This window comes from Rhodococcus sp. BP-261, assembly GCF_019835205.1.
Taxonomy (GTDB): Bacteria; Actinomycetota; Actinomycetes; order Mycobacteriales; family Mycobacteriaceae; genus Rhodococcoides; species Rhodococcoides kyotonensis_B.
The window spans coordinates 45,273-59,240 of the sequence record NZ_JABUCO010000021.1 but is presented as its reverse complement, the minus strand read 5'-3'; the positions used below and the strand labels follow the sequence as shown (position 1 = coordinate 59,240).

At 65.1% G+C, this 13,968-nt stretch carries 15 protein-coding genes; 7 read left to right on the top strand and 8 right to left on the bottom strand.

What is annotated here, in order from left to right; genetic code table 11:
- Positions 1-43: 43 nt before the first annotated feature.
- Positions 44-1,069, bottom strand: coding sequence for a Gfo/Idh/MocA family protein (locus tag HQ354_RS20025; protein ID WP_222635425.1), 1,026 nt, complete (start codon positions 1,067-1,069; stop codon positions 44-46).
- A gap of 62 nt (positions 1,070-1,131) precedes the next feature.
- On the opposite strand from HQ354_RS20025, the gene HQ354_RS20020 reads away from it, so the two are divergent.
- The 4 genes from HQ354_RS20020 to HQ354_RS20005 all read left to right on the top strand — a co-directional run bounded on the left by HQ354_RS20020 (position 1,132) and on the right by HQ354_RS20005 (position 4,807).
- Positions 1,132-2,109 (top strand): Gfo/Idh/MocA family oxidoreductase, encoded by a 978-nt coding sequence (locus HQ354_RS20020; protein WP_222635424.1) that lies wholly within the window; start codon positions 1,132-1,134, stop codon positions 2,107-2,109.
- Between the two features lie 14 nt (positions 2,110-2,123).
- Positions 2,124-2,951: an aldo/keto reductase gene (locus tag HQ354_RS20015; protein WP_222635423.1), complete on the top strand. Its 828-nt coding sequence runs from the start codon at positions 2,124-2,126 to the stop codon at positions 2,949-2,951.
- Between the two features lie 8 nt (positions 2,952-2,959).
- The gene (locus tag HQ354_RS20010) at positions 2,960-4,357 is read left to right on the top strand and encodes an MFS transporter (RefSeq protein WP_308115290.1); all 1,398 of its coding nucleotides are present in this window, start codon (positions 2,960-2,962) and stop codon (positions 4,355-4,357) included.
- A gap of 126 nt (positions 4,358-4,483) precedes the next feature.
- Positions 4,484-4,807, top strand: a complete 324-nt coding sequence (locus HQ354_RS20005) for a hypothetical protein (protein ID WP_222635422.1) — start codon at positions 4,484-4,486, stop codon at positions 4,805-4,807.
- 61 nt (positions 4,808-4,868) lie between these two features.
- Here the strand turns inward: HQ354_RS20005 and HQ354_RS20000 are convergent, their stop codons facing one another.
- From HQ354_RS20000 to sdhC, 7 genes are all read right to left on the bottom strand, one after another.
- Entirely contained in the window at positions 4,869-5,525 is a 657-nt protein-coding gene (locus HQ354_RS20000) for a response regulator transcription factor (protein ID WP_222635421.1), read from the bottom strand.
- Positions 5,525-6,967 (bottom strand): HAMP domain-containing sensor histidine kinase, encoded by a 1,443-nt coding sequence (locus HQ354_RS19995; protein ID WP_222635420.1) that lies wholly within the window; start codon positions 6,965-6,967, stop codon positions 5,525-5,527. The genes HQ354_RS20000 and HQ354_RS19995 overlap by 1 nt, the downstream gene beginning before the upstream one ends.
- A 6-nt stretch (positions 6,968-6,973) precedes the next feature.
- Entirely contained in the window at positions 6,974-7,276 is a 303-nt protein-coding gene (locus HQ354_RS19990) for a hypothetical protein (RefSeq protein ID WP_222635419.1), read from the bottom strand.
- 146 nt (positions 7,277-7,422) lie between these two features.
- On the bottom strand, positions 7,423-8,205 hold the full coding sequence (locus HQ354_RS19985) for a succinate dehydrogenase iron-sulfur subunit (RefSeq protein ID WP_068428278.1): 783 nt from the start codon (positions 8,203-8,205) through the stop codon (positions 7,423-7,425).
- Positions 8,205-9,956, bottom strand: a complete 1,752-nt coding sequence (gene sdhA / locus HQ354_RS19980; protein WP_068428275.1) for a succinate dehydrogenase flavoprotein subunit — start codon at positions 9,954-9,956, stop codon at positions 8,205-8,207. The genes HQ354_RS19985 and sdhA overlap by 1 nt, the downstream gene beginning before the upstream one ends.
- A gap of 16 nt (positions 9,957-9,972) precedes the next feature.
- Positions 9,973-10,428: a succinate dehydrogenase hydrophobic membrane anchor subunit gene (locus HQ354_RS19975; RefSeq protein ID WP_068428273.1), complete on the bottom strand. Its 456-nt coding sequence runs from the start codon at positions 10,426-10,428 to the stop codon at positions 9,973-9,975.
- The gene (gene sdhC, locus HQ354_RS19970) at positions 10,428-10,838 is read right to left on the bottom strand and encodes a succinate dehydrogenase, cytochrome b556 subunit (protein WP_222635418.1); all 411 of its coding nucleotides are present in this window, start codon (positions 10,836-10,838) and stop codon (positions 10,428-10,430) included. The genes HQ354_RS19975 and sdhC overlap by 1 nt, the downstream gene beginning before the upstream one ends.
- Before the next feature lie 264 nt (positions 10,839-11,102).
- On the opposite strand from sdhC, the gene HQ354_RS19965 reads away from it, so the two are divergent.
- From HQ354_RS19965 to HQ354_RS19955, 3 genes are read left to right on the top strand one after another with little or no spacing between them, the layout of a single operon-like run.
- The gene (locus tag HQ354_RS19965) at positions 11,103-11,516 is read left to right on the top strand and encodes a cytidine deaminase (protein WP_222635417.1); all 414 of its coding nucleotides are present in this window, start codon (positions 11,103-11,105) and stop codon (positions 11,514-11,516) included.
- Complete coding sequence (locus tag HQ354_RS19960; protein ID WP_222635416.1) at positions 11,509-12,795, top strand: thymidine phosphorylase; 1,287 nt, start codon at positions 11,509-11,511, stop codon at positions 12,793-12,795. The genes HQ354_RS19965 and HQ354_RS19960 overlap by 8 nt, the downstream gene beginning before the upstream one ends.
- A gap of 37 nt (positions 12,796-12,832) precedes the next feature.
- Positions 12,833-13,957: an adenosine deaminase gene (locus HQ354_RS19955; protein ID WP_222635415.1), complete on the top strand. Its 1,125-nt coding sequence runs from the start codon at positions 12,833-12,835 to the stop codon at positions 13,955-13,957.
- Positions 13,958-13,968: the final 11 nt, after the last annotated feature.

Here is a 13,968-nt window from a genome sequence, read left to right as displayed (position 1 = left end):
CAGAGGGCTGTGTATTTCCTGCACGTGCAGGTGCAGGTGCGCGCTAGCGCTGGAACGGCCCGCCTGTGATGCCGAGCTGCTCGCGGATGCTGTCGACGATCGCCAGCGTCTCGACGGCGTCGGAGATCGTGTGGACCTCCGACTCGAGCCGACCCTCGGAGATCGCGCGAGCGGCGTCGACGGCAGCGAAGTGCAGACCGTCGACCTGTAGGCCCTTGTCCTCGCGGTAGACGATCGTCTCGCCACCGCGGATCGCGAGGGTGAACGAACCGGGCATGAAGAACGGACCGTGGACGGTCAGCGTCGCGTCGCGACCACAGACCACGGCGACGGTCGGGGTGTCACTCAGAATCGTCGTGTTCATGACGGCGTGGTTACCGTCGCCGTCGGTCAGAATCGCGGACACCTGACCGTTCAGTTCGTCGTTGGCGGGCTGCCCGACGGCGGTGACCGACGTGGGCGCGCCGAGAACGAAGTGAATGAACGACGCGTCGTACGTGCCCAGGTCGAGCAGTGGTCCGCCGGCGAGCGAGGGGTCGTAGATGCGGTGGTCCGTCGTGAAGTGCTCACCGTGGTCGACGAGGACCGTGCGAACCGGGCCGAGCACGCCGCTCTCGAGAATCTGTGCGATCACGTCGAACTTGGGGAGGAACTTGGTCCACATCGCTTCGCCCGCGAACACGCCTGCGTCGGCGGCTGCGGCGCCGATCTCGGCTGCGCGGGCGGCGTCGACCGCCAGTGGCTTCTCGACGAGGACGTGCTTGCCTGCGGCGATGGCAGCGAGCGCGCACGCGTGATGTTCGGTGTGCGGAGTTGCGACGTAGACGATGTCGACGTCGGGATCGGTCAACAACGCGTCGTAGCTGCCGTGCGCGCGGGGAAGAGAGTGCTGCGCGGCGAACTCGTCCGCCCGTCCCTGATTGCGGGAGGCCACGGCGACCACCTGCTGCGTCGAATACTTCTTCAGCGATTCGACGAACCGGTGAGCGATCCATCCTGGACCGAGGATTCCCCAGCGGAGGGAGGGTGCGTCCATCGGATCGGGGACGCGTGACCGTGGAATCGTCATCTGCAGTGCCTGTTCTCGAGAAAAGCTTCTTTGTTAGGACATTCGGATGTCATACTCAGGGCATGACTGTACGCGTTGGAATCGTCGGTGTCGGCGTTATGGGTGCCGACCATGCTCGCAAGATCAACGGCCAGATCTCGGGTGCGGAGGTGACGGTCGTCGCCGATTTCGACGCGGACCGCGCCAAGGCCGTCGCGGCGGAGATGCGCGACGCGACCGTTGCATCCGACGGCTTCGAGCTCATTTCCAGCGATGCCGTGGACGCGATCGTCGTCGCATCGCACGACTCCACGCACGCCGAGCTCGTCCACGCTGCCCTCGCCGCGAACAAACCTGTGCTGTGCGAGAAGCCGCTGGCCCCCACCGCGCCGGAGTGCCGCGAGATCATCGCCGCACAGGGCGATCGGAACCTCATCTCGGTCGGTTTCATGCGCCGCTTCGACCCCGCGTACAACGAACTCAAGCGCGCGTCGACGCCCGAGCGCATCGGCGAGACGCTCGTCGCGCACTGCATCAGCCGCAACGTCGTTGCCGGGCCCGGTGATTCGGCCGCGACGATCACCAACTCCGCGATCCACGAACTCGACTGCATGCCGTGGCTGCTCGGATCGCCGATCACCGAAGTGAGCTGGCACGCGGGCCGTACGTCGAAGCATTCGGGGGTTCGTCAGGATCCGCAGATCATGTTGCTGCGCACCGAGTCCAACGTCCTGATGACGCTCGAACTGTTCGTGAACGCACGCTACGGCTACGACACGCGCTGCGAGATCGTCGGCGAAGAAGGCATCGCGCAGTTTGCGATACCGGCGCACGTCATCGTCGACAGCGAACTGAAGCGGTCCATCGAGTACCCGCTCGATTGGGTTCCGCGCTACGCCGAGGCGTACCGCTACGAACTGCAGGAATGGGTCGACGCGATCTCCGAGGGTCGCCCGTCGACGCTGGCCACCGCCGAGGACGGCCTGCGGGCAGGTGTGGTCGCCGACGCGTTGGTGGTATCGATGAACTCGGGCGGCCGTACGGTCACCGTCGACTACTGATCGAAAGAGGTCTCATGACACCGACATTCACCCTCGCCGACGGAACATCCCTCCCTGCAGTAGGTCTCGGCACCGTCAAGGCCGACGGGGAGGACATGACGGCTACCGTCGGGTCGGCGTTGGACGCCGGTTACCGTCTGATCGACACGGCGCTCAGGTACGAGACCGAGGGTGGTGTCGGTGATGCCGTGCGCGCGTCGAGCGTCTCACGCGACGACATCCTCGTGACGACGAAGATTCCAGGCCGGTACCACGGTTACGACGAGGCGAAGGAGTCGGTGAGACTCTCTCTGGCCAACCTGGGGCTCGAACAGATCGATCTTCTGCTGATCCACTGGCCGCTGCCGAAGGTCGACAAGTACGTCGACACGTGGCGGTCCATGATCGACATGCAGAAAGACGGACTGGTCAAGTCGATCGGCGTCTCCAACTTCACCGAGGCCCACCTGGACCGGATCGCGCAGGAGACCGGAGTGCTGCCCGTCGTCAACCAGGTCGAACTGCATCCGTACTTCCCGCAGGCCGACCTGCGGTCTTACCACGCCGAGCACGGCATCGTCACCGAGAGTTGGAGTCCGCTCGGTCGTGGATCGGAGCTGCTGAAACTGGCACCCATCGCGGATGCTGCTGCAGCGCACGACGTCTCGGCCGGACAGGTGGTGCTGCGCTGGCATCATCAGCTCGGTGCAGTGCCGCTGCCCAAGTCGTCGAACCCGGATCGTCAGCGTCAGAACCTCGACATCTTCGGATTCGAGCTGACCGACGCCGAGGTCTCGGCCATCTCATCGCTCGAACGCGGCCGGATCTGGGATCAGGACCCCGACACGTACGAGGAGTTCTGAACACGTCTGTGACGCCGGTCTTCCCACGCGGTCTCGCGCTACTCGTCGCGGGCGGATATTTCATGGAGATACTCGACGCGACGGTCATCGCGACCGCAGTGCCCGCGATGGCAGAGTCCTTCGGGGTCGACGCCGTCGATGTCGGAATCGCGATCTCGGCGTACATCCTGACGCTGGCGATCATGATTCCCGTCAGCGGCTGGATGGCCGACCGCTTCGGTGTTCGACGCGTATTCCTCGCCGCCATCGTCGTGTTCACCGTCGCGTCGGTGGGATGTGCGCTGAGCCCGTCGCTTCCCGTACTGGTCGCGATGCGAGTACTGCAGGGTATGGGCGGGGCCATGATGGTTCCGGTCGGCAGGCTCGCGGTGCTCCGTGCAACCTCGAAGTCCGAATTGGTCCGAGCCATCGCGTATTTGACGTGGCCTGCACTGACCGCTCCGGTGATCGCACCTGCACTGGGCGGTGCACTCGTCACGTTCGCGTCGTGGCGCTGGATCTTTCTGATCAACGTTCCGCTCGGCATCGCGGGCTTCGTGGTCGGGCTGCGCGTCGTCCGCGGCGTCGCCGGTGACGTCCCGACGCGAACGCTGGACTGGCGTGGATTCGTCCTCACCGCGGTCGGCATCGCCGCGCTGATCGTGTCCCTCGACAGCATCCGGACCGACGGAACACCGTGGGCGGCCGTCGGTATCGGCCTCGCGGTGGCTGCGGTGGTTCTGACGTTCGCCGTCCTGCACCTGCGACGCACCGAGCATCCGTTGCTGGATCTCACCGTGTTACGCGTCGACACGTTCCGGAACACCGTGACGTACGGATCGTTCTATCGGATGGTCATCACCGCGGTGCCGTTCCTGTTGCCGCTGATGTTCCAACTGCGGTTCGGGTGGTCGCCGTTCGTGTCGGGACTGATGGTCATCGCGCTGTTCGTCGGCAACATCGCGATCAAGCCGGCGACGACGCCTCTCATGCGGCGCTTCGGAATCCGAACGGTCATCGTCGCCGACGGCGCACTGTCGATTCTCTGCTTCGGCGCGATCGCGCTCCTCGCCGTCGACACGTCGCCCGTCGTCATCGCCGCGGTACTCGTGATCAGCGGTGCCCTGCGGTCGATCGGATTCACCGCGTACAGCAGTCTCGCGTTCGCCGACGTCGACAGCGAACGGCTCAACCATGCGAACACGTTCAACGCGACCGCGCAGGAACTGTTCTCCGGCTTCGGCATTGCGCTCGGAGCCATTGCGCTGACGCTGTCCACCGGCATCGTCCAGGCTCTCGGGCGCCCCTCGGGGGAGGCGTTCTCGATGTCGTTCGCCGCTCTGGGCGTGCTCATGATCGTCATCGTGGTCGGGGGTCTCGGGCTGCGCACGGACGCGGGGCGCGCAGTCACGGCTGGTGCGCGCTGAGCCCCACCGACGCATACGTTTGCGTGGGTTGGGAACCATGAGAACAGCCTCATCCTGAATTCCTCTTCGCCTCACGTTCGGCCGTCACCGTTGTGGTGTCAGCGAAGAACGAACGAAAGGGACATCATGAAGATCGCCGCGAAATTCGCCGCAGCCGCAGTAGCTGCCACCGCCCTGACCCTCGGAGGTATCGGGGCCGTCGCGATAGCCGACGACGACACCGAGCGCACCCAGCGCCCCACGCCCATCTCCGTTCAGCAGCAAGCGCCGGCGCCGGCTCCGGCCGCTCCGGCAGCTCCTGCCGCCCCTGCACCGCAGGTGCCGTTCGACGACGACTGGGACGATCGCGACGACTGGGACGATCGGCACGACGACGACTGGGACGACCACGACGACTGGGACGACCGGCACGACGACGACTGGGATGACCGCGACGACCACGACGACTGATTCGACGGGCCCGGTTCGAGCGACGTGACGCTCGTCCCGGGCCTTTTCTCGGGTCTGGAGACTAGGCCAGTCGGTACCCCATGCCACGGACTGTCTCGATGCGGTCGCTACCGAATTTGCCTCGGAGATATCGGACGTAGACGTCGACGACGTTCGACCCTGGATCGAAGTCGTATCCCCATACCTGCGACAGCAACTGCTCGCGGCTGAGTACTTGCCCTGGGTGGCGGAGGAACGCCTCCGCCAACGCGAACTCCCGCGCGGACAGGTCGACGGACCGTTCACCGACCTGCGCCCGGCGGGTTCGGAGGTCCAGCGACAGGTCACCCGACGACAGCACCATCTGCTCGGACACGCGCGCCCCGGCAAGTCGTAAACGGATACGCGCCAACAACTCCTCGAAACGAAACGGCTTCGGCATGTAATCGTCCGCACCGTTCTCCAGCCCGGACACGACGTCACGGACGCTGTCTCGGGCAGTGAGGACGATGATCGGGATCATGACGTTCTCACCACGAAGTCGCTCGAGAACTTCGAATCCGTCCATGTGCGGTAGGCCGATGTCCAGCACGACGAGATCGAACTCGCCGCTGCCGGCGAGGTCGTAGGCGGAGGCGCCGTCGGCGACGACCGTTGTCGTGAATCCCTTGGCGCGCAGACCCTTCTGCACGAACGACGAAATTCGGGGTTCGTCCTCCGCGATCAGAATACGAGCCATTACTGGTCCTTCCCTGCAGTGACCGGAACGGTGATGGTGAAGGTGGATCCGTGCCCGAGTGCGCTACCGACGCCGACTCGTCCGCCGTGCGCCCGCGCAATCGCGGTCACGATCGACAGTCCGAGGCCCGCGCCTTCGCTGCGTCGCGTTCCGTCCCGACCGCGGGCGAAGCGGTCGAAGATGCGCGCTCGGTCGGCGTCGGCGATGCCTGTTCCGGTGTCCGTGACCCAGAAGCGAATATCGTTGTCGGACAACTGGGATCCGATGCCGATGCGATCGCCCGGTTCGGTGTGATGTGTCGCGTTCTCGGCGAGTGCGACCACAGCTTGCGTCATGCGCTGCTCGTCGAGTCGTGCGCGGACCGGTGCCGTGGTTTCCAGGACCCAGTCGCGGTCGGCGAGTCGGCGCACCTTGTCGAATATCGTGCGCGTCAATTCGTCGACGTCCACATCGGTCGGCTTCACGAACGACGTCTGCTCGGTCCGCATCAGCAACAGCAGATCGGCGACCAAGCGATTCATGCGTTCGAGCTCGTCGTCGACGAGCGTCACGGTGTCACGCACGTCGTCGGGGTCCGAGGCGTCGAGAACGTCGAGGTGGCCACGCACGATCGTGATCGGCGTTCGTAACTCGTGACCGGCATCGTCCAGGAACCGCCGCTGAGCCGCCGCGCCTGCCTCGAGGCGACCGAGCATCGCGTTGATGCTGTCGACGAGGATGCCGATCTCGTCGGTACGGCTCCCTGAACCTTCGTGCGTGATGCGTCTGGACAGATTGCTGTCGGTGATCGCCGTGGCTGTGTCCGCGATGTTCTTGATCGGCTTGAGGATTCGGCCGGCCACGATCCACGCCCCTATCGCGGCCACCACGGATGCGCCCGCGCCGACCAGCAGCATCAACGCGGCGACGTCGTCGGCCGGTTGCCGTTCCTGATCGGCGAAGTACGCGGCGACGACGACGGCGGGCGTCGGATCTCCGTCGAGCGCGACCGGTACCGCGAGGTAGAAGACCTCACCGGCTGCGCTGTCGTAGCCACCCTCGGTCGGTTGTGTCGTCGACCCGACCAGCGTGGTGAACGCGGCGTCCTCGGACAGCCGGATCGGAGCTTGCTGACGGCTCTGCAGTGCGAACGCTCCGTCGACGTACCCCAGGAATTTCTCGTTCGGGCGCGCGAGGTTGTACGTGATCACGACGCGGAGCACGTCGGTGACGCTGGCGAACGGTGCCCCGGTGGCCGGATCGACGCCGGCTTCGGTGAGCGTGGTGAATTCCGCGATCTCGGTGCGCAGCGATTCGCGCATGCGATTGTCGGCGGACCTGATCATCAGCAGCCATGTCGTGACGGTCACGATCGCCAGCGAACCCAGGACCAGAGGTAGAACCCACGCGACGATGCGCGCACGAGCGCTTTTCGGTTGTAGCCAGGCAGTACGACCTGTCATCGAAGATCAATCGTCATTGTCGTCGTATCCGTCGTCGTCGAAACCGTCGTCCCAGTCGTCATCGTCGTCGCTCGGAAGCGGCGGTGGTTGGACCGAGCCGTCGGCGGCTGGGGGAGGCGCCGGGGCTGGTGGGGGAGGCGCTGACGACGGGTCTGCGGGCGGTCGAACGGGAGCCGACGGAACGGCAGGTGCCGTGATGGGGGCTGGGGCCGGGCCGCCGGCATCGGACTGTCTGGTCACCAGGAACACACCGGTGAACACCGCCCCGAGGAAGGCAAGTGTCAGGGCAGCCGCCACAAGGATCTTCACCGTTTCACCGTGCCGTCGACGGATGGGACCGACATGAGAAGGGGATGAGAGAACTCTCATCTGCGCGCTGACCCCGAAAACATCGATGGCCCGTCGCAGCTGTCCATCAGCTGCCACGGGCCATCGATGCGCGAAAAGTGCGGGATCTAGCGAGCGAAGAGCAACGCCCGCTTGACCTCCTGGATCGCCTTGGTCACCTGGATGCCACGAGGGCACGCGTCGGTGCAGTTGAACGTCGTGCGGCAGCGCCACACACCTTCGACGTCGTTGAGGATGTCGAGACGCTCGGAAGCGCCCTCGTCACGGCTGTCGAAGATGAAGCGGTGCGCGTTGACGATCGCGGCCGGTCCGAAGTAGCTGCCGTCGCTCCAGAAGACGGGGCACGACGTGGTGCAGCATGCGCAGAGGATGCACTTGGTCGTGTCGTCGAACCGGGCGCGGTCGGCCTGGCTCTGGATGCGCTCACGCGTCGGCTCGTTGCCGGACGTGATGAGGAACGGCTTGACGGCACGGAACGCGTCGAAGAACGGCTCCATGTCGACGACGAGGTCCTTCTCGACCGGCAGACCCTTGATGGGCTCGATCGTGATGGTCAGCGTCTTCGACGAGTCCTTCGGCAGCATGTCGCGCATCAGCACCTTGCAGGCGAGACGGTTGACACCGTTGATGCGCATCGCGTCGGATCCGCAGACGCCGTGCGCGCACGAGCGGCGGAACGTCAGGGTGCCGTCGAGGTAGCCCTTCACGTACAGCAGCAGGTTGAGCAGACGGTCGGTCGGCAGCGTCGGGACCTGGAAGGTGTCCCAGCGCTGTCCGTCGCCGTTCTCCGGGTCGAAGCGGGCGATCTTCAGGTTGACGATCACCGCGCCGTCGGGCATGGGAGGAAGGTCGGACTTGTCTTCGCTCTTGTCGATCGCTGGTGCGCTCATCAGTACTTCCGCTCCATCGGCTCGTAACGGGTCTGGACGACCGGCTTGTAGTCCAGACGGATGTCGGTGAGCAGGCCAGTGCCTTCCTTGTAGGCCATGGTGTGCTTCATGTACTCGTCGTCGTTACGGTTCGGGTAGTCCTCGCGGGCGTGTCCGCCGCGCGATTCCTTCCGGTTGAGGGCTCCGACGACGGTGACCTCCGCCATCTCCAGCAGGAAGCCGAGTTCGACGGCCTCGAGGAGGTCGCTGTTGTAGCGCTTCCCCTTGTCCTGCACGGTGATGTGGTTGTACCGCTCCTTGAGGGCACGAACGTCCTTCAGTGCGGTTTCGAGGCGCTCCTCGGTACGGAACACCGACGCGTTGTTGTCCATCGACTGCTGCAGCTCGCTGCGGATGTCGGCGACGCGCTCGTGTCCGTGATCGGACAGCACCAGCTCCAGCCACTCCTCGACCATCTTGGCCGGTTCGTCGGGCAGCGGGGTGAAGTCGACGGAGTTGGCGTACTTCGCGGCCGCGATGCCCGAGCGACGTCCGAAGACGTTGATGTCGAGCAAAGAGTTGGTGCCGAGGCGGTTCGCGCCGTGCACCGACACGCATGCGCACTCACCGGCTGCGTACAGACCGGGAACGATGTCGTCGTTGTTGCGCAGGACCTCGCCGTTGATCTTGGTCGGGATGCCGCCCATGACGTAGTGACACGTCGGGTAGACGGGGACCGGCTCCTTGACGGGGTCGACGCCGAGATAGGTGCGCGAGAACTCCATGATGTCGGGGAGCTTCTCGTCGAGAACTTCCTCGGGGATGTGCGTCACGTCGATGTAGACGTAGTCCTTGTTCGGACCGCCGCCACGTCCCTCCAGCACCTCGAGAACCATCGAACGCGCGACGATGTCGCGAGGCGCGAGGTCCTTGATGGTGGGGGCGTAGCGCTCCATGAAACGCTCGCCGGACTCGTTACGCAGGATGCCGCCCTCACCGCGAACGGCTTCGGAGATGAGAATGCCGAGGCCTGCGAGACCTGTCGGATGGAACTGGTGGAACTCCATGTCCTCCAAGGGAAGTCCCTTGCGGAAGACGATGCCCATGCCGTCACCGGTGAGGGTGTGGGCGTTGGACGTCGTCTTGTACATGCGTCCCGAGCCGCCGGTCGCGAAGACGATCGACTTGGCGTGGAAGATGTGCAGTTCACCGGTCGCCAGCTCGTAGGCGATGATGCCGGTGGCAACGGGTCCGTTGTCGGTCTCGGTGAGGCAGAGATCGAGCGCGTAGAACTCGTTGAAGAACTCGACGTCGTGCTTGACGCAGTTCTGGTACAGCGTCTGCAGGATCATGTGGCCCGTGCGGTCGGCTGCGTAACAGGCACGGCGAACGGGAGCTTTGCCGTGGTCGCGGGTGTGGCCACCGAATCGACGCTGGTCGATCTTGCCCTCGGGCGTCCGGTTGAACGGCAGGCCCATCTTCTCGAGGTCGAGAACGGCGTCGATGGCTTCCTTGGCCATGATCTCGACCGCGTCCTGGTCGGCGAGGTAGTCGCCACCCTTGACGGTGTCGAAGGTGTGCCACTCCCAGTTGTCTTCCTCGACGTTCGCGAGAGCGGCGCACATGCCGCCCTGCGCCGCACCGGTGTGCGAACGCGTCGGGTAGAGCTTGGTCAGTACGGCGGTGCGGGCGCGGGGCCCCGCTTCGATGGCCGCGCGCATGCCTGCGCCACCTGCGCCGACGATGAGCACGTCATAACGATGTTCCTGCATGAATGCTTCAGTTCCCTTAGCTTGCCGAAATGTTCGGATCGAAGGTGAAGATGACGTACGTGCCCAGGCCCATGATGAGAATCATCGACAGGACGAGCAGCGTCGTCAGCCAGAATCGGGTCGAGTCCTTGCGCGAGTAGTCCGCGATGATCGTCCGCAGGCCGTTGCCGCCGTGCAGCTGAGCCAGCCAGAGCATCGTCAGATCCCAGAACTGCCAGAAGGGGCTGGACCAGCGTCCGGCGACGAACGCGAAGTTGATGCGGTGCACGCCGTCGTCGAGCATCAGCATGATGAACATGTGGCCCAGGACGAGGACGACGAGGGCGAGGCCCGAGAAGCGCATGAACAGCCACGCGTACAGCTCGAAGTTGCCGCGCGACGAACGCCGCGGCGAGCGCGGGTTGTCCAGGCTGGCCGGACGGTCGTAGGTCTTGCCGAGGGACTTGGCCTCGGATCCTTGTGTCGTTGCCATCAGTGACCGCCCGCCGTGAACATGTTGTAGAAGATTCGACCCGCTCCGGGGATCACGACCACGAACCAGATCGCAGCGACGATCCACAGCATCAGCCTCTGGTACTTCGGTCCCTGGGACCAGAAGTCGACCAGCATGACGCGGATGCCGTTCAGAGCGTGATACAGAACTGCGCCGACGAGGCCGATCTCCATGAGGCCGACGAGCGGCGTCTTGTAGGTGTCGATGATCGCGTCGTAGGTCTGGGGGTTGACACGCACCATGGCAGTGTCCAAGACGTGGACGAACAGGAAGAAGAACGTCAACACGCCAGTGATTCGGTGAAGAACCCAGGACCACATTCCCGGATCTCCGCGGTACAACGACCGCTTACGCTCCTTGGCCGGAGCGACTTCCGTCGTGCTACTCATCGAGTGCAAAGCCTCCAACGTCATTGGTGGACGCGTCGAGCCTGGTTGCCGGGCTGACCCTGGCTCGATTTGTCGAACTCCGGCTCCACCGGTATTCAAAGAGCCGCCGTCTTTGAACTGTAAACCCATTGGAAAGCCGGAACTAATTCGACTCGAGATTCGTACCGAGATCGAAATATGACTTAGGTATGCCTTCCCAATTCTTCGTGATCGGTTCAGTGGAGTGCGATGCGGCGTCCCTCGTGGCGTGATTGGATGGTGCGTATGCCGGAAATCGACTGGAAAACGTTGCGCGACAAAGCCCATGGCGCTATGAGGCAAGCCTACGCACCGTACTCGAACTATCCCGTCGGCGCGGCCGCTGTCGTGGACGATGGCCGAATAGTCACCGGATGCAATGTGGAAAATGTCTCATATGGTTTGGGCCTGTGCGCCGAGTGCGGCCTGGTGTCCAACCTGCATTCCACCGGCGGTGGCCGGCTGGTTGCATTCGCCTGCTGCGACAGCCGCGGAGCGCGGTTGATGCCGTGCGGGCGCTGTCGACAGTTGCTGTACGAGTTCGGCGGCGGCGATCTCCTCGTCGATACCGACGACGGCCCGACTCCGTTGGCGCGGCTTCTCCCTGCTGCTTTCGGTCCCGACGACCTCGAGACAGGACGGGTGGACGGGCATGTCTGACGCCGTTTCCGTCATCACCTCCAAGCGTGACGGCCACGAACTCTCGACCGCTCAGATCGACTGGGTCGTCGACGCATTCACGCACGGCCGCGTCGCCGACGAGCAGATGTCCGCGCTGGCCATGGCCATCCTGTGGAGGGGTATGTCCCGCGCCGAACTGAGCGCATGGACGTCGGCGATGATCGCCTCGGGCAGTCGAATGGACTTCTCGACGTTGTCGAAACCGACCGTCGACAAGCACTCGACCGGCGGTGTCGGGGACAAGATCACGCTGCCGCTGGCCCCCGTCGTCGCAGCCTGTGGCGCCGCGGTTCCGCAACTGTCGGGACGCGGACTCGGACACACCGGGGGCACCCTGGACAAGCTCGAGTCGATTCCCGGGTGGCGGGCGGATCTGAGCGCCGACGAGATTCACTCGATACTGGCCGACCCGGCCGTCGGTGCCGTCGTGTGCGCGGCCGGTGCGGATCTCGCGCCTGCGGACAAGCGGCTGTACGCGCTGCGCGACGTCACCGGCACGGTCGAATCGATTCCTCTGATCGCAAGTTCGATCATGAGCAAGAAGATCGCCGAGGGCACCGGGGCGTTGGTGCTCGACGTCAAGGTCGGATCCGGTGCGTTCATGAAGAACATCGACGACGCCCGCGAGCTCGCCTCTGCGATGGTCGATCTCGGCGCCGACGCCGGTGTCCGCACGATCGCGCTGCTGACCGCCATGGATTCTCCGCTCGGCCTCACGGCGGGCAACGCTCTCGAGGTCGAGGAATCGCTCGAGGTCCTCGCGGGCGGAGGTCCGGCCGACGTGGTCGAGCTGACGGTCACGCTCGCACGGACCATGCTCGTCGCGGCAGGCATCGAAGGCGTCGATCCGGCGGATGCGCTCGCCGACGGTTCGGCGATGGACCGTTGGCGTGCCATGGTCGCCGCTCAGGGCGGCGATCCGACGGCTGCGCTTCCCGTCGCGAAGGAGTCCCTGACGGTCACCGCCGAGCGGAGCGGCGTGATCAGCGGCCTCGACGCGCTGTCGGTGGGCCGTGCAGCATGGCGTCTCGGCGCCGGTCGTGAACGGCAGGGAGAACCGGTGCAGGCCGCCGCGGGAGTGCGGCTGCACGCGAAGCCGGGAGACCGCGTCGCCGTCGGCCAACCGGTCGCCACCCTGTACACGGACACGCCGGAGAAGTTCGACTACGCGACCGACGCCATCTCGGGGGCCTGGACGATCGGCGACTCGCCGTTCGAGGCGTCTGCCCTCGTGCTCGGGCGGGTCGGGGATCAGTAACCCGGCGGCGGCAGGATCGGCGCGATACCGTTCGGACATGAGTACCGCCGATCCTGTCTCCCCATCGAACAGCGGCGCGACGCCGCTCGATCTCCCGTCCATCACGACCGCGCCGAAAGCGTTGCTCCACGACCATCTCGACGGTGGTCTGCGGCCGCAGACCGTGCTCGAGCTCGCCGATCGGTGCGGGTACGACGGTCTGCCCGAATCGGACGGTGCTGCGCTGGCGCAGTGGTTCCGCAACGCGGCCGACAGTGGTTCGCTCGAACGGTATCTGGAGACGTTCGCGCACACCGTGGCCGTGATGCAGACGCCCGAGGGTCTGATTCGCGTCGCGCAGGAGTGCGCAGAGGATCTCGCCGACGACGGCGTCGTCTACGCGGAGGTGCGGTTCGCGCCCGAACAGCACCTCGAACGCGGACTGACGTTGGATCAGGTCGTCGAACACGTGCTCGAGGGATTCCGGGCGGGTGAGTCGGCTGCGCGGGTGCGGGGCAAGCGAATTCGGGTCGGGTGCCTGTTGACGGCGATGCGTCATGCAGCCCGGTCTCGTGAGATCGCCGAACTCGCCGTCCGATTCCGTGATCGAGGGGTCGTCGGGTTCGACATCGCGGGCGCCGAGGCCGGGTTCCCTCCGAGCCGGCATCTCGACGCGTTCGAGTACATGCGAGCGTCCAACGCGCACTTCACCATTCATGCCGGTGAAGCCTTCGGTCTGCCGTCCATCCAGGAGGCGGTCGCCTTCTGCGGCACGGATCGCCTCGGACACGGTGTCCGGATCGTCGACGACATCACCGTCGGGTCGGACGGTGATGCGTCGCTGGGACTGTTGGCCGCCTACATCCGCGACACCCGCATGCCGCTCGAGCTGTGCCCGAGTTCGAACGTGCAGACCGGGGCCGTCGACAGTCTCGAGAAGCACCCCTTCGATCTGCTCGCGCGGCTGCGCTTCCGCGTCACCGTCAACACCGACAACCGGCTGATGAGCGACACGACGATGAGCCGTGAGATGCACAAGCTGGTAGGTGCGTTCGGCTACGGCTGGACCGACCTGGAACGGTTCACGATCAACGCGATGAAGTCCGCGTTCATCCCGTTCGACGAGCGACTCGAACTCATCGACGACGTCGTCAAGCCGGGATACGCGGTACTCCTGGGTTAGCTTTCGCTGGT

What these genes read in the sequence shown, in the direction of transcription:
- HQ354_RS20015 (WP_222635423.1), top strand. Translation starts at nt 2,124, where the DNA reads ATGACACCGACATTCACCCTCGCCGACGGAACATCCCTCCCTGCAGTA.
- HQ354_RS19995 (WP_222635420.1), bottom strand. Translation starts at nt 6,967, where the DNA reads ATGACAGGTCGTACTGCCTGGCTACAACCGAAAAGCGCTCGTGCGCGC.
- HQ354_RS19965 (WP_222635417.1), top strand. Translation starts at nt 11,103, where the DNA reads ATGCCGGAAATCGACTGGAAAACGTTGCGCGACAAAGCCCATGGCGCT.
- HQ354_RS20005 (WP_222635422.1), top strand. Translation starts at nt 4,484, where the DNA reads ATGAAGATCGCCGCGAAATTCGCCGCAGCCGCAGTAGCTGCCACCGCC.
- HQ354_RS20000 (WP_222635421.1), bottom strand. Translation starts at nt 5,525, where the DNA reads ATGGCTCGTATTCTGATCGCGGAGGACGAACCCCGAATTTCGTCGTTC.
- HQ354_RS19960 (WP_222635416.1), top strand. Translation starts at nt 11,509, where the DNA reads ATGTCTGACGCCGTTTCCGTCATCACCTCCAAGCGTGACGGCCACGAA.
- HQ354_RS20025 (WP_222635425.1), bottom strand. Translation starts at nt 1,069, where the DNA reads ATGACGATTCCACGGTCACGCGTCCCCGATCCGATGGACGCACCCTCC.
- HQ354_RS19955 (WP_222635415.1), top strand. Translation starts at nt 12,833, where the DNA reads ATGAGTACCGCCGATCCTGTCTCCCCATCGAACAGCGGCGCGACGCCG.
- HQ354_RS19975 (WP_068428273.1), bottom strand. Translation starts at nt 10,428, where the DNA reads ATGGCAACGACACAAGGATCCGAGGCCAAGTCCCTCGGCAAGACCTAC.
- HQ354_RS19985 (WP_068428278.1), bottom strand. Translation starts at nt 8,205, where the DNA reads ATGAGCGCACCAGCGATCGACAAGAGCGAAGACAAGTCCGACCTTCCT.
- sdhC (WP_222635418.1), bottom strand. Translation starts at nt 10,838, where the DNA reads ATGAGTAGCACGACGGAAGTCGCTCCGGCCAAGGAGCGTAAGCGGTCG.
- HQ354_RS20020 (WP_222635424.1), top strand. Translation starts at nt 1,132, where the DNA reads ATGACTGTACGCGTTGGAATCGTCGGTGTCGGCGTTATGGGTGCCGAC.
- sdhA (WP_068428275.1), bottom strand. Translation starts at nt 9,956, where the DNA reads ATGCAGGAACATCGTTATGACGTGCTCATCGTCGGCGCAGGTGGCGCA.